A 19,097-nucleotide genomic window follows, 5' to 3' on the forward strand; every position below is an offset into this window, starting at 1 on the left:
GGTCCCACCTGACCCCATGCCGAACTCAGAAGTGAAACGCCGTAGCGCCGATGGTAGTGTGGGGTCTCCCCATGCGAGAGTAGGGAACTGCCAGGCATCAAATAAGTGGAAAGCCCCGTACGAAAGTACGGGGCTTTTTGCTATGCGGAATTTAACTAAAAATTACCTTTAACCACGCGCTGCATCACAAAAAACAACGCAAACGCAGGTAACTCGTCAACTTTCCTCTCTTCCTTATCCATTCGTTGCTTAACTCAATATTTCCTATCGATAAAAAATAGTCATAACCACGCTTATAGCAGGAACTATTGGGAGAAAATAATATGAAGGATACTCTGAGATCTCAATCTGAGAATCATGATCAGCAAGATAAGAAGAAACGTATTTTTGCGATTGTGGGGGCATCTTCGGGAAATCTGGTCGAATGGTTTGACTTCTACGTCTATTCTTTTTGTTCGCTCTATTTTGCTTCTTCATTTTTCCCCAGCGGAAACAGTACAACCCAGTTATTACAAACTGCAGGCGTTTTTGCCGCAGGATTCTTTATGCGCCCTATTGGAGGATGGTTATTTGGTTATATCGCCGATAAACATGGGCGCAAAAACTCAATGATGATCTCGGTCTGCATGATGTGCTGCGGTTCGCTGGTGATCGCCTGTTTGCCAACCTACGCGACGATAGGCAGCTGGGCACCGGTATTATTACTGGTCGCCCGTCTATTCCAGGGGCTTTCTGTTGGTGGGGAATACGGAACAAGCGCAACTTATATGAGTGAAGTTGCGATTAAAGGCCGTCGCGGTTTTTATGCTTCATTTCAGTATGTGACCTTGATCGGTGGGCAACTATTAGCACTTCTGGTCCTGGTTATACTGCAGCAGATATTCTCCAATGATGAGCTTAAATCCTGGGCGTGGCGGATCCCCTTTGCCTTAGGCGCTGTGCTTGCTGTCGTGGCGTTGTTCCTGCGGCGTTCACTGAACGAAACATCAGATAAACAAACTCGTGAGCATAAAGATGCTGGTACCCTCTCGGGTTTATGGAAGCATAAAAAGGCATTTATGATGGTATTAGGGTTCACGGCGGCAGGTTCCCTGACCTTCTATACCTTCACCACTTATATGCAAAAATATCTGGTGAATACTGCCGGGATGGATACCAAAACAGCGAGTGCCTTAATGACCGTCGCCCTGTTTGTCTTTATGTGTTTGCAGCCTATTATTGGCGGGCTCTCGGATAAAATAGGTCGACGCAGTTCTATGTTGATATTCAGCGGCCTGGCGACTGTTTTCACCATCCCGATTTTGTATATTCTGCAAACCGTTACCAGTCCTTATATCGCCTTCGGACTTATTGTTTTGGCACTGCTGATTGTCAGTTTTTACACATCAATCAGCGGATTATTAAAGGCGGAAATGTTCCCGCCGGAAGTGAGGGCATTGGGTGTCGGATTATCTTATGCGGTTGCAAATGCTGTGTTTGGTGGTTCTGCGGAATATGTCGCCCTGACCTTTAAATCCTGGAATATAGAGGAAGTATTTTTCTGGTATGTCTGCGTAATGTGTTTGATCGCTTTGGTGGTATCGATGAAATTGCACCGCAAAGGAAAGGAAATACAGCTGTAATTCTTACGGAGAGAGTGCAGGGATGCACTTTTAATAATGGATAAGATGATAAGCTCTGTAGCCAGCAGCTGCGCCTGCTATAAGAATAATGACAGGAAACCTGAGAGCCAGGAGAATTTTTGCATCACAAAGTGAAACTCCAGATATAAAAAAGCCCGATCACGATGATCAGGCTTTCAGTATAGCCAATTACAGAATCCGGCTGATTAATCTGTCGATACGTATCCGGCGCAGACGGCGGATAAGCTTACGGACTTTCACAGGGTAATTAGGAATACTTTCCAGTTCCATATAATGCGAGACAACCTGCGTGTGCTGGCGTATTTCTTCCAGTTCTTTGTGTCGCGCGATCGCCAGCTCTTTATGCGGATCATGGATCAAAATGGCATTCTCCAAATCCAGACGCCAGGCGCGAGGATTCAGGTTATTACCGGTAATAAGTTGCCAGCGGTCATCCACCCACATTCCCTTCAGGTGATAGCTGTTATCACCGTCTTTCCACAGGCGGACAATCAACTGTCCGCTGTCAACGAAGCGTTGTAAACGGCTCAGGAAACGACGCAGATTAATTTCATACAAATACGGTAAGGCACCGATGATTTTGAATGGCTGATCCTGCGGAATATAAAAATCGTTTGCGGTTTTGTCACCCACGATAATTTCAACCTGCTTACCACGACGCAGCAGATGAATAATATTACGTGCCAGCATGGCAGGCATATTGAAATAAGGCGTACACAGCGTCAGCTTATGTTCCGTACTGGCCATGAGATGATGGATAGTTCGGTTAAGCTCATTTTGTTTGCCCAGACCGACGATAGGGGTCACTGCCAGCTCATCATTCCCTGCGCTGTCTTTGAAATGATAACCGCTGCTGCGCAGATTCTGACGGAACTGACGCGTTTCGTTTTTAATCTCAATGCTTTTCGGGCGATCTTCACGATCAAGACGCTGTACCGCTGCGGCTGTCAGGATCGACTTCTTCATAAAGTCGATCATGGCATCTGCCAGCGGGGCGTTGGACAGTAACTGATAGCGATCGTAGCGGTATTTTTCATGACGATGCAGATAAACATCATTGAGGCTCGCGCCGCTGTAGATCACCTGATCGTCAATAATAAAGCCTTTGAGATGCAAAACACCTAACGCTTCACGGGTATTGACCGGAACGCCATACACCGGCACGGAAAGCTCAGGATGCTCTTTTGCCATGCGACAATACCAGTCAGCATTGGTGTTTGACGCTGCCGCGCCAATGCGGCCACGCTGCGCGCGGTGCCAGTCAACCAGCACACAAATCTCCAGTTCAGGGCGTTGCTGCTTGGCGGCATATAGCGCCGACAATACATCACGACCGCCATCATCGTTCTCTAAATAGAGCGCGACCAGATAAATCCGTTGGGTGGCGTTGGCAATGGCTTCGAGCAGCGTCTTACGGAAATCTGCAGGGCAGTAGAGTGTTTTTACAGCATCAACCGTTTGGGGGAGTTTGGGCAGCTGAGCAAGGTGTTGTTGATGTTTATTACGTTTAAATTTTGACAACATCACAGTGCGCTTCTTCTCTCTTCATGTAATGGCTTTAGCGGCACAAGCAGACAGTGGTAACCGCACAATCGGTCGATAATACCATTAGTCCTGCCCCATGTGCGCATCTTTTGCCTGTTCATGGCGCAGGCTCACGGCTTTCTGCTGCGAAATCCGGGTCTTTTCCAGTGCCAGTGAGAGGTTCACAATGCCGTCCTGGATCTGAATATCGACGTCGAATTCGAGTTTTCTGGCCAGCGTGATCATGCCACGGTTATTGGGCATCGTAATGCCGGTCAGACGTTGCAGGCCGTGCTCTGCCGCGTAATGGATCATCTTATCAAGCAGCCGCCTTCCGAGCCCCAGACCTTTCAGATCCGACCGCACCAGTACCGAGAATTCAGCATCAATATTATCCGGATCCGAGACCGCCCGGGTGACGCCAATAATTTCACTTTCATCATTCACTGTACGAATGGCGACGAACGCCATTTCGCGGTCGTAGTCGATCTGTGTCATGTTCGCTAAATCTTCATGGGTGAACTCATTGATCTCACTGAAGTAGCGGTAATACAGGTCTTCCTTAGTGACTTTCAGGATAAATGCTTTAAGCAGCGGCTCATCTTCCGGAAGGATTGGCCGGAACAATGCCGGTGATCCGTCTTTCAGTATAACGCGCTCTTCCAACTCGCGCGGATAAGGGCGGATCGCCAGTCGTGACGGAGCCTCTGCTCCCTGTGCACAAAGCTGCATGGACACATCCAGCAGGCTGAGCTCACTGCCGGAAATCAGCAGAGGATGGATATCCAGCCGTTCGATCTCCGGGCAGTCGATAATCAGGTTCGACACATTCACCAGCAACTGACTCAGCGCCGGTATATCAAGAGGATGCAGCGCATGGCGGCCACGAATTTTTCCACTCTTCAGCGCCTGAACTACCTGATAACGTGCAAGCGTCATGTTCAGCGGCGGCAGGGAAATCGCCGCCTGTCTTTCAGGTCGCCAGTCGGTACCGCCTTCGGCCAGCATGATCAGCGGGCCGAATACCGGATCCTGTTCGACCACCACGCGCAATTCTTGTGAGCCTGGCCGGTTGGCCATGGTTTGCACCAGCAGCCCCAGAATTCTCGCCTGCGGAAACGCCTGTCTGGCACGGTCAAAAATGGCATTCGCCGCCTGCGCGACTTCGCTGGCGGTACGCAGATATAACATCACGCCCTGTACTTCAGAATTATGCGGGATGTCAGGGGAGCGCAATTTCAGCGCCACCGGATAACCCACCTGGCTGGCGATATTCACCGCTTCTGCGCTGTCGCTGGCAATCCACGTCGGCAGCACATTCATGCCGTACGCCTGCAAAATCGGGCGTACCTCATGTGTATCCAGCTGTGTCGTGCCTTCCGCCAGTGTGCGGGCGATCAACTGATGCGCCTGATCAGTGTTCTGCTCGAGGCCGGCCGGAAGTGCCGGTGTTTCTTTCAGCTGCTTTTGGTTCCGGCGATATTCCACCATATGCATAAACGCCGTCACCGTTCCTTCCGGTGTCCGGTAAGTCGGGATCCCGGCTTCAGTAAATAACTTGCGGGCTTCCTGCGAGGAAAACTCACCGCACCAGTTGGTCAGCAGCGTGATGTATTTGCCACGCGAATGTTTATGCACAGCATCGATGAGATGGCTGGCGGTCACCGTACCGTGTGCGACGGCGCTGGGGGCGTGGATCACCAGCAGCGCATCGTAATCGGTGCTGTCCAGCAGGGCGGTCATCACAGCCTGATACAGCTGCGGTGTGGCGTCATCATGCAAATCCAGCGGATTCGAGACGGCAATATTGTCAGGCAGAATGGCACTCAGTTTTTGGCAGGTTTCATCGCTCAGTTTCGCCAGTTTGCCGTTACGCGAAAGCAGCTGATCCAGCGCCATCGCGGCAGGAGCGGCACCGTTACTGATGATAAACAAACGCTCACCGCGTAACGGGCGCATATGGCTCAGCGTTTCAACGGCGGAAAACAGCTCGTGCGTATCCTGCACGCGCAGTAAACCGGCGCGCTGAATAGCCGCATCATAGGCGGCGTCGAGGCTAAGCGGGCTGTTGAGTAATTGCTGCGCCTGTCCGCTGCGACCACTTTTGATCACCAGAATCGGTTTATTGCGTGAGGCACTGCGGGAGGCAGAAAGAAAGCGCCGTGCATCGCTGATGTGTTCGAGATAGAGCAAAATAGCGCTGGTTTTACTGTCGCGGGCGAGGAAATCGAGCAGGTCATCGACATCAATATCCAGGCTGTCGCCCAGTGATACGAAATAGGAAAAGCCGACGGCACGCTGTTGCGCCCAGTCCAGAATAGTATTGGCGACCGCAGCCGATTGCGAAATAAACGCCAGCTTACCGGGCAGGATGGGCACCGGCGAAAAACTGGCGTTTAGTTTTTGCCACGGTGCAAGAATGCCCAGGCTGTTGGGTCCGAGCAGGCGCATCGAAAAGCGCTGGGCGCTGGTTTTGAGTTCAGCGAATTGTTGTGGCTGTGAGGAAAGCACAATGACCGTCTTGCAGCCACGTTCGCCGAGCTGTTCGAGCAATGCAAGATTGCGGTCAGCGTGCGTACACAAAATGGCGAGATCCGGAGACATCGGCAGGCTGGCGACATCCCGCCAGGTCAGTACGCCGCACACCGCGCGATAAGCGGGTGTAACCGGCAGCACCGGGCCATTGAATCCGCTGTCGAGCAGATTGCGCATCATCAGATATCCGGCCCGCCCCGGTTTATTGCTCGCGCCAATGACCGCGATAGATTCAGGTCGTAATAAGGCTTCCAGTCCGCGCTGACTCATAACGTCTCCGGTTCATCATGTTCCCATGATTCTAGAGGTTTTCTTCGTTCTTTGCTGTGAGCTGGTGCACCGGATGATGGGGTTTTCCGGCCAGATACTGGGTGCGGAAATGGGTAAAGTGGCGTGAGAGGCCCGCTGAAGCATCGAGATCACCGGCTTTTTCCAGCAGGGCGGCGGCCACTTCCACGGTGCAATGCAGTTCCGGGCGCGAGGCTTCCCGGAGGATATAGCCGGAGCTGGCGCTTACATCGAGAGAGAAAACCGGCAAATTATCCAGATACGGGCTTTTGCGGAACATTTTGCGCGCTTCGTTCCAGGTGCCGTCGAGCATAATGAATAAAGGCGGTTTGCTGCCCGCCGGAACTTCGGTAAACACCTGACGCGGCGGTTCGGCGAAAGAGGCGGGAAACACCACATAAGCCTGACGCTGCGGGTCCGCAATTGCTTCCAGCAGAGCCGGATCGGTTTGCGTGCGTGACCACAAAAACGCCTGCGTATCCGGCAACACGTCTGCGATTAAGCGACCCGTATTGCTCGGTTTCATCGGCTCCGTGTCAAACATCACCAGACAAAAACGGCTGGTGGCCTGATGAATTTCGCGCGTGGCGCAGATGCAGTGGCGTTTGGGCAACAGGCAGGTCTGACAGCGTATCGCCCGTGAACCACGCGCAAGAAAAGGACGGGTGGATCGGGCTAAACGCTGCTCACGCAGGCGAAGGACGGCATTGTCTGACATAGGCATTCCGGTATGCGAAAAACGGCTATTCTAATCACCCGGTGGTGGCAGGCAAGTGGCTTGTGTTCGGAACAGAAAAAGGCCCGTGGGGTGACGGGCCTTCAGCAGGGCTTTATAGCGGCTTATGCGTTACAATGATTCATTAAGCCAGTTGTTGAACGGTGCTTTAGGCATTGCTCCACTCAACATATCGACCATTTTGCCTTCATTAAACACCATAATGGTCGGAATACTGCGGATACGGAACCGCGCGCTCAGTTCAGGTTCAGCTTCGGTATTAACCTTGATGAAGCGGATTTTACCGGCGCGTTCCTGTGCAACGTCTTCAAAAATCGGCGCAAAGTTAACACAAGGGCCACACCACGGTGCCCAGAAATCGACAACCACCGGCAGATCATCCTGCAGGTATTTGTCCAGCGTGGCGGCAGTCGCGTGAATGACATCGCCTTCAAAAAGTGCATGACCGCAACGGCCGCATTTTGCGCCGTCGTCGATACGATCCTCAGGCAGGCGGTTGGTGGCCTGACATGATGAACAAACCGTATTCATAAAATAGCCTCTACATTGCTTAACGTGAGAATGGTATCAACCACAACCCCGGTTTTATCCTTAAAAGCGGTAAAGAACACGGCTGATATGTTACTTATATGTTGTAAGTATGGGGTCGATACGTCACGTAAACAACGTGGTTTATTCAATGATTACGATAGTTTTTAGCTTTTGGTCCAAAGCCTGTGGCTTAGCTCACAGACATCAGGTAATCTTCGCGCCCTGCGCGTAGGTGGAGAGAAAAATGAACGATTCATTCAGTGGCAAGAACGGCAAAGTCAAAGTGATGTACGTCCGCAGTGACGACGACGGCGATAACCGCAGTAACGATAAACGTCCTTCTAACAATAAAGGACGTCCGGGCGATAAACCTCGCCAGGGTTCCCGTCCAGACGATGCCCGCCGCAATGAGCGTCGCAGCAGCGATTCCCGTGGCGATTCCCGCGGACCGGCACCACGCCGTAGTGATGATCGCCCGCGTCGTCCGGCGCGTGACGACGACGGCCCGTACTCTTCGCCGTGGAAAACAGTTTCACGTCCGCCGGCAGATGAATCTGTTCCGGATCACGGCGGTATCAGCGGTAAAAGTTTTATCGATCCTGAACAACTGCGTCGTCAGCGTCAGGAAGAAACCCGTGTGTATGGCGAAAACGCCTGTCAGGCACTGTTTGCCAGCCGTCCGGACGCGATTGTGCGTGCATGGTTTGTGCAGTCCGTGACTCCGCGTTTCCGCGAAGCGCTGCGCTGGATGGCGGCGAACCGCAAAGCCTACCATGTGGTTGAAGATGACGAACTGGCAAAAGCCTCCGGCACCGAACACCACGGCGGCGTGTGCTTCCTGATCAAAAAACGTCAGGGTCTGGATGCAGAAACGTATCTGCAAACGGCTCCGGCGAAAGACTGTGTGCTGGCGCTGGAAAACGTCGGTAACCCGCACAACCTCGGCGGTATCATGCGTTCTTGTGCGCATTTTGGTATCAACGGCATGATGGTTCAGGATCCGGCCCAGCTGGAATCCGGCGCAGCAGTCCGTACCGCTGAAGGCGGCGCGGAACACGTTAAAGCCATCAGCGCGGATAACTTCCTTGAAGTGCTGGAAACCTTCCGTAAAGCGGGATACACCATCGTGACCACGTCGAGCCATAAAGGTACGGCGCTGGGCAAAGCGCAGTTACCGGCCAAAATGGTGCTGGTGCTGGGCGAAGAAAGTGATGGTTTATCTGACAGCGCATGGCAGCAGGGCGACCTGAGCGTGTCTATCGGCGGTACCGGTAAAGTGGAAAGCCTCAACGTTTCCGTGGCATCCGGTATTTTGCTGGCAGAATGGTGGCGTCAGAACCAGGCGTAATCGCCCGGTTTCAGCCATAAAAAACGGACGCATAAGGCGTCCGTTTTGCTTTCTGACATTCAGGTTTATCTGAATCAGTGCGCACCACCCGCGCCACCGCCACTGGTGAATGGCGGTCGGGCGAACCAGATTAAAATCAGCAACACCAGGAACGCCCCCCCGGATAACCAGAAAATCTCGTTGGCAGAGATAATTAATCCCTGATTGGTGATCTCCCGCGCTATCCATCCTGAAGCCTGCTGGTGGCTCATACCGAGGCCTTCGAGCTGCTGATAAGTCTGCGTCGCCGCCGGATTAAACGGCGTGATGTTTTCCGTTAACTGGGCGTGATGCAGCGATTCACGGTTCGACCATAACGTGGTGGTGATTGACGTACCAATCGACCCCGCCAGTGTACGGATAAAGTTCGACAGACTCGATGCCGCCGCCATCCGTTCCGGCGGTAATCCCGACAGAATAATGGTGGTCAGCGGCATGAAGAAGCAACCCACCGCGAAGCCCTGAATAAACTGCGGCCAGGCGGATGCGCCAAAATCCATCCCCGGTTCGAACGTATACGCACGCCAGAAGAAGCAGTAGGCATACATGATAAAGCTGAAGGTCACCAGCTTTCGCATATCCAGACGGTGCGCGAAACGCCCGATAATCGGCGACATCAGTACCGGCAAAATACCCACCGGCGCGGACGCCAGACCTGCCCAGGTGGCGGTATACCCGTAAACCTCCTGCAACAGCTGCGGCAGCAACACAATCGCGCCGAAGTAGAGCATGTAGGCCAGGCTGATACACAGCACGCCGATGGTAAAGTTTCGCGATTTAAACAGTGACAAGTCGACGATCGGATGGTCGTCGGTCAGTTCCCAGACCACAAGGAAACAGAGCGCGACCACCGCCACGACCGCCAGCACGATAATTTCCGTCGAGTTAAACCAGTCCAGCTCCTTGCCCCGGTCGAGCATCACCTGCAAAGCACCGATTCCCAGCACCAGTAGCACTAATCCCACACTGTCGATCGGACGGATCTGCGTGGCGGTTTCGCGTCCCTTCAGCGTTCTGAGCGTCAGGAACACCACGGCCAGACCGATCGGCACGTTAATAAAGAAGATCCATCCCCAGTGATAGTTATCACTGATATACCCGCCGAGGATCGGCCCGCAAATCGGGGCGACGATCACCGTCATCGACCAGAGCGCGAGCGCGGTACTCCGCTTGGCCGGTGGATAGTTATTCAGTAACAGACTTTGTGATAACGGGATCAGCGGACCTGCCACCACGCCCTGCAACACACGGAAGAAGATCAGCATTTCCAGACTGTTGGACATCCCGCACAACCATGAAGCGAGGGCAAACAGTACTGTGGACCACAGGAACAGTTTGACCTCACCGATGCGTTTTGCCAGCCAGCCGGTGATCGGGATCGAGATGGCATTCGCCACCCCGAATGAGGTGATAACCCAGGTACCCTGTGAGTTCGAGGCACCCAGATTCCCGGCGATGGTCGGGATCGCCACGTTGGCGATCGTCGAGTCCAGCACCTGCATAAAGGTGGCCATAGACAAAGCCACCGTCATCCAGGCCAGCGGGGCGCCTACCAGCGGTTTATTTGCCACAGAGGCCTCCGGATGTTTTAGCCTGCATTGGCATGAATAACGTCAGCAATAATGGCGTTAACCGGTGCCAGATCCAGCGTCAGTGCTGAAGTCTGATACAACGGTTCGGTACGGACTTTATCGGCCAGCACCAGGCCATCGCGATTCTGAGTATCAACCGTTACCAGCGTCGATAAACCGATACGCAGCGGATGTTCAGCCACTTCCTGATCGTTAAGTTCGATACGAACCGGCAGACGCTGAACCACTTTGATCCAGTTGCCGGTGGCATTTTGCGCAGGTAACAGCGAGAACGCGCCGCCGGTGCCCATGTCCATACCGACGACTTTGCCGTGGTATTTCACGTCATCGCCATACATATCGCTGACCACGGTTGCCACCTGACCAATACGCATATTCGCCAGCTGGGTTTCTTTAAAGTTGGCATCGACCCAGATGTGATGCGCCGGCACCACGGCCATCAGGGACGTTGTCGGGCTGATCTGCTGGCCGATTTGTACGGCACGGCGTGAAACGAAACCGTCAACAGGGCTGCGCACTTTAGTCCGTTGCAGGGCAAGCCATGCGTCACGAACCTGCGCGGCGGCCTGCAGAACTTGCGGCTGTTTATCGACCGGCGTATCCAGAATCATCGCCTGATTGGCGTTGTACTGCTGAACGGCGACATCGTATTGCGCTTTCGCGGTATCGACGGCGTCACGGGCGTGTTGCAGTTCTTCGCGGCCAATGGCATCGACATTACCCAGCACAATGCGGCGCTTAAGGTCAGTCTGTGCCTGTTGCAGTTGGGTCTGACGCAGCGCGATATTGGCCTGATATTGCTTGCCGTTGATGATCAACTGATGCGTCTGACGCACGCTGTTCGCCAGCGCCGTTTTAGAGCGCTCGAAAGCCTGCTCTGCATCGGTCGGATCGAGGGTCACCAGCACGTCGCCTTTTTTCACAAAGTCGGTGCTGTCGAAGTTGACGTCGGTCACGCTGCCCGACACCTGCGCCATAATCTGTACCTGATTACCGGCCACGTAAGCATCGTCGGTAGACTGGAAATGACGTAATACCAGCAGCCAGTAGAACAGGTAGGCGATGGCAATAATAATGAAAATTCCGGTTAACAAGAGCATCGCGACTTTGCGCGTCTTTTTCTTATTTTTCGGAGCTTGCGGCGTTGCCTGAGTGTCGGCATTTGCGCTCATGGTCTTCTCCACACTGAGTCTTTTATTATGATTTTTGGTCCGCGGCAGGGGCCTGATAGCCACCCCCAAGCGCACGGATGAGACTGATTTTTGCCTGCATCAACTGACTGCTGGCAGTGAGTTGCGCCTGCTGTTGTTGCAGGAGCGCTGACTGGCTGGTTAACAGCTCATCCCGTCCGATGACGCCAGCGTTGTATCTTGCATCTGAAACGCGATACACCTCTTCCAGCGATTTAGCGGCAGAAGACGCCTGCTGCAATTGTTCAACGCTGCTTTTCGAGACAGTAATGGCATCCGCAGTTTGCTGGATGGCGTTCAGGATGGTCTGGTTATACGACTCAACAGACTGGTCATATAACGCCGACTCTTCGCCCAGTTTGGAGCGCAGCGCACCGGCGTGGAAAATTGGCAGCGAAATGGCTGGCGTGATATTCCAGGCTTTACTGGCTGCTTCAAAAAGATTCGGGCTGGTGCCGCCGTAGTTGGTGGTTGTCAGACCGCCGAAGGCACTGATGGAAAGGCTTGGATAAAATTCTTTTTTCGCGGCACTGACCCGCTGGGAATAGGACTCCACCAGATCACGTTGTGCAGCGATGTCCGGGCGTTTGCCGAGTAAATCCAGCGTCAGTTCACCTTTCGGTGCCAGCGCGTCAGGCGACGGCAATGCCACGGCGTGCAGCCCGTTCATGGCATCCGGGCCACGTCCGGCCAGCGCGGAAAGCTGATGTCTTAGCTGTTCGGTTTGCGCTTTCAGATTGATGATTTGCTGTTTGGCACTGTCGGCCTGAGCCTGGGTTTGTTGCGGAATTTCAACACCGTACACGCCTGCCTGATATTGCGCTTTACGCAAATCAGCCAGATGCTGATTATTGTCCACTTCGTGTTGCAGAACATCCTGCAAGGCAAGATTTGCCTGCAACTGATAATAGGCTGACGCCACCGAACTGGTCAGCGTCAGAGCGGCTTCAGCCTGTTCAGCACGGGCGGAATCCACCTGTGCTTTCGCGGCATTCACCTGATTGCGGTATTTCCCCCACCAGTCAAACTCATAGCTCAGATTCAGCCCGAGGCTGTTGCTGCTGTCGTAAATTGGCGCTTCGGGATAGCTGGTCAAAAACGGCGGGATCGTGTTTTTTGCGACACGTTCACGACGCGTTGAACCGTTCAAATCCAGATAAGGGCCATTGGCGGCATCAGCTTCTCCCATCACACTTTGCGCTTCGCGCACGCGGGCGGCTGCCTGACGTAATGATGGCGAGTTTTGCAACGTCGTAGTCATCAGATTATCGAGTTGCGGGTCATTAAGACTGCGCCACCACTGAGGACCGATGGTCAGGGAACTGACTTTTTCCTGCTGCAGATGAAGCTGTTGCGTATCCAGCAGCGACGACTGAGGAGCAATATTATTACTGGAGGCGCAGCCGGCCAACGTCAAAACGGCAAACAGCGGCGTAAGCCTCCAGCGAGCTTGGAGTGACATGTGTGGTTTACCTGAACAGAAATCTAGAATTGTTGTGGTGCTGTCGCATCCATCTGATCAAGGCGAGTTAACAGTTTGCGCGTCAGGGTTTCTAACTGCTTCTGTTCATCTGCGTCTAATGTCGACCAGAGAAAATGCAGGCTCTTATGTTGAGGCGGCAGTAACTTCTGAATAAAGGCTTCACCGTCAGCCGTCAGGTGCAAATGCAGACACCGGCGGTCGTTATCGCTTTCACGGCGTTCGATCCATCCGCGTTTTTCCAACTCATCCGCAATACGGGTGGCGTTGGTGCGGGATGAACCTAGCGCAGAGCTTAGCTCCGAAGGCTGAATGCTGTGACTTTCCTGCGCATCAAGGGTGAGTAACGCCATAAACAGCGTTTCATTAATTCCTTGTGCTTTCAGCATCTTATTACGGTTTTCAAGCAATTTACTTTGCATGTGCATACACAGGCGGGTCAGCAGAATTTCCTGATAAGGGAAATCTTTTTGCTTTTTAGCCCGGAAATTCAACATGTTTTCAATTGGCGCGAACGAACTGTCCATATGAGAAGCCTCATTAGTTACGAATGACATAGTAACGATGGTAATTAATAATATCAATGTCATGAATCACCAATTCTTTAGCAATTAGTGTTATTCATAACTCCGGTGAATTATTCGATGTTTAATGTATCAGGCAGACTTTGCCCGGGTGTTGCCTTACGGTAAAAATGGTCCTCAGCTTGCCAGCAGCATCACCTTGAACACCAGGCCGTACACTACGGCACCGGTCAGGGTGGCAATAATGATGCTTTTGGTACGCCAGAAAATCAGTGCGAGCAGAACGAAACCGGCCAGTGACGGCAGCAGTTTTTGTTGATCACGCAGAATTTCAGGGGTGCCTGAAACCACCAGCAGCGCGCAAATTGACGCGATACCAATGCTGTCGAGCACGCGGGAGAGCGGGCCATTTTTCAGTCCCGATTTCTGCCGCGAACCCAGGCGCAGAGGCAGATACCGGAACAGGTAATTGACGGTGCCGACGAGCAGACAAACCAGAATGACATCAGTGCTCATCTGAGGTTATCTCCGTGGCAGAAGGGGATTGAGGACGTTGCAGCAGGGCGGCAAGGCACCCTGCGCCCAGACCACCGCCTATGGCAGCGGGGATCGACCAGAACAGCAGCCCGCCCAGCGCACCGGCCAGCGAGGCGACAAACACTATGCTCTGCTGGCGCTTAAAAGCTGCGAGCAGGAAACTCAGAAACAGCGCCGGTAACATAAATCCCAGCGCGGCTTCGACGGCCGGGAAATTTTCCAGCGGACCATTACCAAACAGTGCACCCACGGCGGTGCCCGATACCCACGACAGCCACGATGACAGCGCAATGCCGCACATCCAGTTTTCACTCCAGCTGCGTTTATCACGGATCAGCCTGGCGGTGGCGGCAGCGAACACTTCGTCCGTCAGGCCGAATGCCCAGAGCGCCGTTTTTTTACCATTGAGCTTTCCCGCCAGGCGATTGCGCAGCGACGGGCCGTACAGCACGTGCCGGACATCCATCGCCATCACGGTCAGGGCGGAAACCCATAACGACATTCCTGCACTGAGCAGCGCGGTGATCACAAACTGGCTGGCGCCAGCGTAGATAAGAATGGAAAACAGCAGACTTTCAGCGGGAGTGAAACCTAGTTTGACCGCGCTGAGCCCGAATGCAAAAGCAATGGGCAGATAACCAATCACGATAGGAAGGCTATCGGTAATACCTTGTGCGAAAGTGGAAACGCGGACGGGGTCAGGTGCTTCGAGATCTGGATTGGTTTGCATGGATATTTGAAACATTGTGAAACCGGATGGTTGCCGGCGAATAATTCATGGCGTAAACATTACCAGACTGTAAGTATTGTTGACACCCTTTGGTTCAAATAAATTTCCCAAATGACTATTCGCAAGCTAATCAGGAGGGGTGATGATTCCCGCCTGATGTAGTTTCGTACGTTATCAGGCCAGTGTGTACTTATGACCCTTCCACCAGACCAGTAAATTCAGTATACACATGACGATGCCTGCTGCTGAGACCCCGTACCAGCCTGCCGCCTGATAGGCTGAAGCCGACACCAGTGAACCTGCCGCACCCCCGATAAAGTATGTCGTCATGTAACCCGCCGTCAGGCGGTTACGCGCTTCCGGCATCGTTTTATAGATAACACTTTGGTTGGTGATGTGTACGCCCTGAACCGAAAGGTCCAAAACGATGATACCGATAATCAGCGAAATCACCGAGTGTTGTCCCAGGGCAATCGCAGCCCATGACAGTAACAGCAGCACCAGCCCGGCGGTCGTGGTCAGATGCGCTTTGCCTTTATCCGCCAGATTCCCTGCACGGGTGGCCGCCAGTGCCCCCGCCGCCCCCACCAGACCAAACAGGCCGATTACCCCTTCGGAATAGTGATACGCCGGGCCAGCCAGCAGGAACGCCATCGACGTCCACAAAATGCTGAAGTTGGCGAAGCAGAACATGCCGATCAGCGCGCGGGTACGTAACACCGGCGTGTGGATGAACAGCGTAAAAATGGATTTCAGCAGTTGTGGATAATTCAGATCCGTTTTTTGCTGATGTTTCGGCAGCTTGCGCCACAGCACCAGCGCCATCACGATCATCAGCGCACTGGCAACCCAGTACACCGTCCGCCAGCCGCCCAGCGACGCCAGCGCACCAGCGACGGTTCGTGCCAGCAGAATACCCAACAGCAAGCCAGACATAATCAGTCCGACCACTTTACCGCGACGCTCCGGTTCCGCCAGTGTGGCGGCCAGAGGCACCAGAATCTGCGCCACGACCGAGAACAGCCCGGTCAGCGCCGTCCCGACCAGCATGATGGTCAGCGTGGGCGCCATGGCGGTGATCAGCAGTCCGGCGGCGGAAAGCAGCGTCATCAGCACGATTAACCCGCGACGCTCAAACATATCGCCCAGCGGCACGATAAACATCAACCCACAGGCGTAACCGAGCTGCGCCACCGTCACAATAAACCCGGCCTGATTGACGGAAAGATTAAACGCACGGGCGATGGTTTCCAGCAGCGGCTGCGGGTAATAGTTACTGGCGACGGCAAGCCCGGTGGCCACCGCCATCAGAATAATCAGTGCCGGGCTGAGTGGGGAATGTGTGGTCGTTTTTTTCATAATGAGATTTAACAGATCTTATTGAAGAATCAGGGGAAATTCGGATGATGATTATCGTTTTGGTTGAAATATTAAACCAATGAATAGTTTTAATGGCAACTATTTGGTTTTGTAATAGACACAGTGGCAAGAGAGCCGACAACAGGAGGGGCTTCCTGCTGTCAGATTGTCAGGTCAGCAATTCTTTACGTGCGGCCATCGCCAGAAAATGGCTGCGGTCGCGATATGACGGATGATTTTTAACTTTATTATCAATGCGTTTGATCAGGGTGTCAGGCAGCGAAATATTGATTCGATGCGCTTTCCCTTCGAATTCCGAGAGATCAATATCAATCAAAAACCAGGTATCGAAGTCGGCATATTCGGGATTAGCGGCATACACCAAATGGCCTGCATCAAAAATATCGTCAACAACAAAGCGTTCGCTTTCGATCAAATCTTCTACTGTCATCAGGATGGCTTCGCGAACCATAGGGGCGATTTCTTCACGGGTATCCGCTGCAGAGAAGCATCCGTAATCAAACGCGGTAAATGCAGGTACCACCATACCGTAAGCGGTTTTGTCATCTTTTGGTGTTTCAAGACCGACTGAAAAGAACATATTCAACCTCCAGTTGCAGGATCATATCCCTGCCATTTTTCTAATGGATTTGAGAGTTCCCACAGGTAAATCATTTTTGGGGTGGGGAACGGGAAAGGTTTTGTTGGTGACAGGTGACCACCAAATTTGATGACTTCCTCCCCGGTGACGCTTGAGTTCACAACCCGCTGCAAGCAGCGCTTTAATCAATTCCGTTGATTTCATGGGCTCTCCTTGGTGATGGATGATTATACACACCAATACACACGCCAGCAATCACCCACAAAAAAACGGGCGGAGATTTCTCTCCGCCCGCGGGCCTTACTGAGTCTGTGACTGCGTTATTTCGCCGCAGCAGCCGCTTCTTTTACCCAGCCATCAAATTCTTCCTGATGGGCTTTGATCCAGCCATCCGTCTGTGCAGCGATATCCGCATCTGAATTTTTACCCGCGTGCATGGCGGCATTCTGCGCATTGATGTCTTTCAGAGGCAGTTTCATGATGGCAAACAGTTTTGCTGCCGCCGGGTTTTTCTCAGCCCAGGCTTTGTTCGCCACGATGTGCATGGTGCTCACCGGGAAACCGTAGTTTTTGCCATTTGGCAGTTTGGTATCGGCGTTTTTATCCCCTGGCACTACGGAGAACGGTACCTGCATCCACAACACGTCTTTGCCCGGGATCAGCACGTTGCTCACCCAGTACGGCGTCCAGGTGTAATAGAAGATCGGTTTCCCTTCTTTGTAACGCGTGATGGTGTCAGCGATCATCGCAGAGTAGTTACCCTGATTGTGCGTCACGGTCGGTTCAAGACCATAGGCTTTCAGCTGTTCATTCAGCGCCGCTTCGCAGCCCCAGCCCGGTGTACAACCGGTCAGATCGGCTTTGCCGTCGCCGTTGGTATCAAACAGTTTGGCCAGTTTCGGGTCTTTCAGCTGTTCGATATTAGTGATGTGGTATTTCTCAGCGGTTTTCTTATCGATCAGCCAGCCCTGTGCCGCGCCGGTCACGTAAGTCCCTTCACGGTAAAACACTTTGTCACCACCGGCGGCTTTGTACATTTCATCATGCAGCGGTGACCAGTTGACGGCGGTGAAAGTGGCATCACCGGCAGCCAGGGTGGTGTAGCCGACGTTGTAATCGACCTCGCGGGTTGGCTGAACGTCATAGCCCAGTTTTTCCAGCGCCTTGCTTACCAGTTCTGTCTGAAAAGACTCTTCGCTGATGGTGCTCTGAACGGGTGTCACGCTGATGCCTTTACCCGGCAGATCGGCGGCGAATGTGGTGGCTGTTGCAAATGTGGTGAGGGCGGCAACTGCCCAGATTCCTGTCTTTTTCATAAATTCCTCGATTTTTATAATGCGTTATTTTGCTGCGGCGGCAGCTTCTTTGATCCAGCCATCGAAGGTCGCCTGATGCGCCTTGATCCAGCCATCAACATGCTGCTGGATATCTTCTGATGAGGATTCACCTTCATGCATCCGCAGGTTCTGCGCATTCACGTCGGCCAGTGGCAGTTTCATGATGGCGAACAGTTTCGCGGCCGCCGGGTTTTTCTCAGCCCAGGCTTTGTTCGCCACGATGTGTTCGTTATTGACCGGGAAACCATAGTTCTTGCCGTTCGGTAGCGTGGTATCGAGATCTTTCTGCGAACCCGGATTGGCCGAGAACGGCACAGTCAGCCAGACCACGTCTTTGCCCGGTTTCATCTCGTTGCTGACCCAGTACGGCGTCCAGGTGAAGTACAACACCGGCTTACCGGATTTAAACCGGGTGAGGGTGTCAGCGATAATGGCCGAATAGTTCCCCTCGTTTTGCGTCACGGTATTGCTCAGACCGTAGGCTTTGATTTGGGTGTTAATCACCTGGCCGCAGACCCAGCCCGGATTACAACCCGCCATATCCGCTTTGCCGTCGCCGTCAGCGTCAAAGAGTTTGGCGATCTTCGGATCTTTCAGCTGTGACAAATCGTGGATGTGATATTTGTCGGCGGTTTTTTTATCGATCAGATAACCCTGCGCTGCGCCGCTGATGTAGGTGCCCTGACGGTAGAATTTCTGGTCGCCACCGGCTGTGTTATACATGTCTTTTTGCAGCGGCTCCCAGTTCACCGCCATGTAGGTAGAATCGCCGCTGGCGATGGCGGTATACGCCACGTTGTAATCCACTTCGCCGGTTTGCTGAACGTCATAGCCCAGTTTTTCCAGCGCGCGGTTAACCAGTTCTGTCTGGAAGGCTTCTTCCGCGATGGTACTTTGCAACGGTTTGACGACCACGCCTTTGCCCGGTAAATCGGCAGCGAAAACGGCGGGTGTCGCAATGGATAATGCGAGGACGAGTGTGTTGAGCGATGTTGTGCGCATGGTGAACCCTTATTCTTGCTTGTGAATACGTAAGAGTGGACTGCGTTGTTTTAGCTTTTTGAGAGTTCCCGGCAGCGAACCGCCGGGAAAAATGCAGTGTG

Annotated in this window: 17 protein-coding genes and 1 rRNA gene; 3 read left to right on the forward strand and 15 right to left on the reverse strand. The window is 53.1% G+C overall.

All coding sequences use genetic code 11. The annotated features are described in order from the left end of the window. Positions 1–96: ribosomal RNA gene (gene rrf, locus AACU55_RS02505) — 5S ribosomal RNA — on the forward strand; the annotation flags it as partial. Between the two features lie 227 nt (positions 97–323). Continuing rightward, positions 324–1,622, forward strand: a complete 1,299-nt coding sequence (locus tag AACU55_RS02510; RefSeq protein WP_134706589.1) for an MFS family transporter — start codon at positions 324–326, stop codon at positions 1,620–1,622. A 189-nt stretch (positions 1,623–1,811) separates the two neighbouring features. Here the strand turns inward: AACU55_RS02510 and pssA are convergent, their stop codons facing one another. From pssA to trxC, 4 genes are all read right to left on the reverse strand, one after another. After that, the gene (gene pssA, locus AACU55_RS02515) at positions 1,812–3,167 is read right to left on the reverse strand and encodes a CDP-diacylglycerol--serine O-phosphatidyltransferase (RefSeq protein WP_013574071.1); all 1,356 of its coding nucleotides are present in this window, start codon (positions 3,165–3,167) and stop codon (positions 1,812–1,814) included. An 84-nt stretch (positions 3,168–3,251) separates the two neighbouring features. Then, a complete protein-coding gene (locus AACU55_RS02525) occupies positions 3,252–5,972 on the reverse strand; it encodes a bifunctional acetate--CoA ligase family protein/GNAT family N-acetyltransferase (RefSeq protein WP_134706590.1) in 2,721 nt (906 codons plus the stop codon). A gap of 31 nt (positions 5,973–6,003) precedes the next feature. Then, positions 6,004–6,708, reverse strand: coding sequence for a tRNA-uridine aminocarboxypropyltransferase (locus AACU55_RS02530; protein ID WP_013574073.1), 705 nt, complete (start codon positions 6,706–6,708; stop codon positions 6,004–6,006). A 129-nt stretch (positions 6,709–6,837) separates the two neighbouring features. Beyond that, on the reverse strand, positions 6,838–7,257 hold the full coding sequence (gene trxC / locus AACU55_RS02535) for a thioredoxin TrxC (RefSeq protein ID WP_013574074.1): 420 nt from the start codon (positions 7,255–7,257) through the stop codon (positions 6,838–6,840). A gap of 244 nt (positions 7,258–7,501) precedes the next feature. On the opposite strand from trxC, the gene AACU55_RS02540 reads away from it, so the two are divergent. Further along, positions 7,502–8,605 (forward strand): tRNA/rRNA methyltransferase, encoded by a 1,104-nt coding sequence (locus AACU55_RS02540; RefSeq protein ID WP_134706591.1) that lies wholly within the window; start codon positions 7,502–7,504, stop codon positions 8,603–8,605. A 74-nt stretch (positions 8,606–8,679) separates the two neighbouring features. Here the strand turns inward: AACU55_RS02540 and emrB are convergent, their stop codons facing one another. From emrB to proX (AACU55_RS02595), 11 genes are all read right to left on the reverse strand, one after another. Next, positions 8,680–10,215, reverse strand: coding sequence for a multidrug efflux MFS transporter permease subunit EmrB (gene emrB / locus AACU55_RS02545; protein WP_013574076.1), 1,536 nt, complete (start codon positions 10,213–10,215; stop codon positions 8,680–8,682). A 17-nt stretch (positions 10,216–10,232) separates the two neighbouring features. Beyond that, positions 10,233–11,408: a multidrug efflux MFS transporter periplasmic adaptor subunit EmrA gene (gene emrA / locus AACU55_RS02550; protein WP_013574077.1), complete on the reverse strand. Its 1,176-nt coding sequence runs from the start codon at positions 11,406–11,408 to the stop codon at positions 10,233–10,235. A gap of 25 nt (positions 11,409–11,433) precedes the next feature. Next, on the reverse strand, positions 11,434–12,888 hold the full coding sequence (locus AACU55_RS02555; RefSeq protein WP_134706592.1) for an efflux transporter outer membrane subunit: 1,455 nt from the start codon (positions 12,886–12,888) through the stop codon (positions 11,434–11,436). A gap of 23 nt (positions 12,889–12,911) precedes the next feature. Then, complete coding sequence (mprA, locus tag AACU55_RS02560; protein ID WP_013574079.1) at positions 12,912–13,433, reverse strand: transcriptional repressor MprA; 522 nt, start codon at positions 13,431–13,433, stop codon at positions 12,912–12,914. Between the two features lie 174 nt (positions 13,434–13,607). Continuing rightward, complete coding sequence (gene ygaH, locus AACU55_RS02565) at positions 13,608–13,946, reverse strand: L-valine transporter subunit YgaH (RefSeq protein WP_013574080.1); 339 nt, start codon at positions 13,944–13,946, stop codon at positions 13,608–13,610. Beyond that, positions 13,936–14,697 carry an AzlC family ABC transporter permease gene (locus AACU55_RS02570; protein ID WP_013574081.1) on the reverse strand — a complete coding sequence of 254 codons (762 nt, stop codon included), beginning with the start codon at positions 14,695–14,697 and terminating at the stop codon, positions 13,936–13,938. The genes ygaH and AACU55_RS02570 overlap by 11 nt, the downstream gene beginning before the upstream one ends. 174 nt (positions 14,698–14,871) lie before the next feature. After that, entirely contained in the window at positions 14,872–16,056 is a 1,185-nt protein-coding gene (locus AACU55_RS02575) for an MFS transporter (RefSeq protein WP_134706593.1), read from the reverse strand. Positions 16,057–16,225: 169 nt separating this feature from the next. Continuing rightward, positions 16,226–16,657, reverse strand: coding sequence for a type II toxin-antitoxin system HicB family antitoxin (locus tag AACU55_RS02580; RefSeq protein ID WP_013574083.1), 432 nt, complete (start codon positions 16,655–16,657; stop codon positions 16,226–16,228). 21 nt (positions 16,658–16,678) lie between these two features. Next, positions 16,679–16,861 carry a type II toxin-antitoxin system HicA family toxin gene (locus AACU55_RS02585; RefSeq protein ID WP_013574084.1) on the reverse strand — a complete coding sequence of 61 codons (183 nt, stop codon included), beginning with the start codon at positions 16,859–16,861 and terminating at the stop codon, positions 16,679–16,681. A 116-nt stretch (positions 16,862–16,977) separates the two neighbouring features. Beyond that, a complete protein-coding gene (gene proX / locus AACU55_RS02590) occupies positions 16,978–17,973 on the reverse strand; it encodes a glycine betaine/L-proline ABC transporter substrate-binding protein ProX (RefSeq protein WP_013574085.1) in 996 nt (331 codons plus the stop codon). Positions 17,974–17,997: 24 nt separating this feature from the next. Then, on the reverse strand, positions 17,998–18,996 hold the full coding sequence (proX, locus tag AACU55_RS02595) for a glycine betaine/L-proline ABC transporter substrate-binding protein ProX (RefSeq protein ID WP_134706594.1): 999 nt from the start codon (positions 18,994–18,996) through the stop codon (positions 17,998–18,000). Positions 18,997–19,097 lie beyond the last annotated feature (101 nt).

Source organism: Rahnella sp. CJA17(1/100) (assembly GCF_963881615.1).
Lineage (GTDB): Bacteria > Pseudomonadota > Gammaproteobacteria > Enterobacterales > Enterobacteriaceae > Rahnella > Rahnella aceris.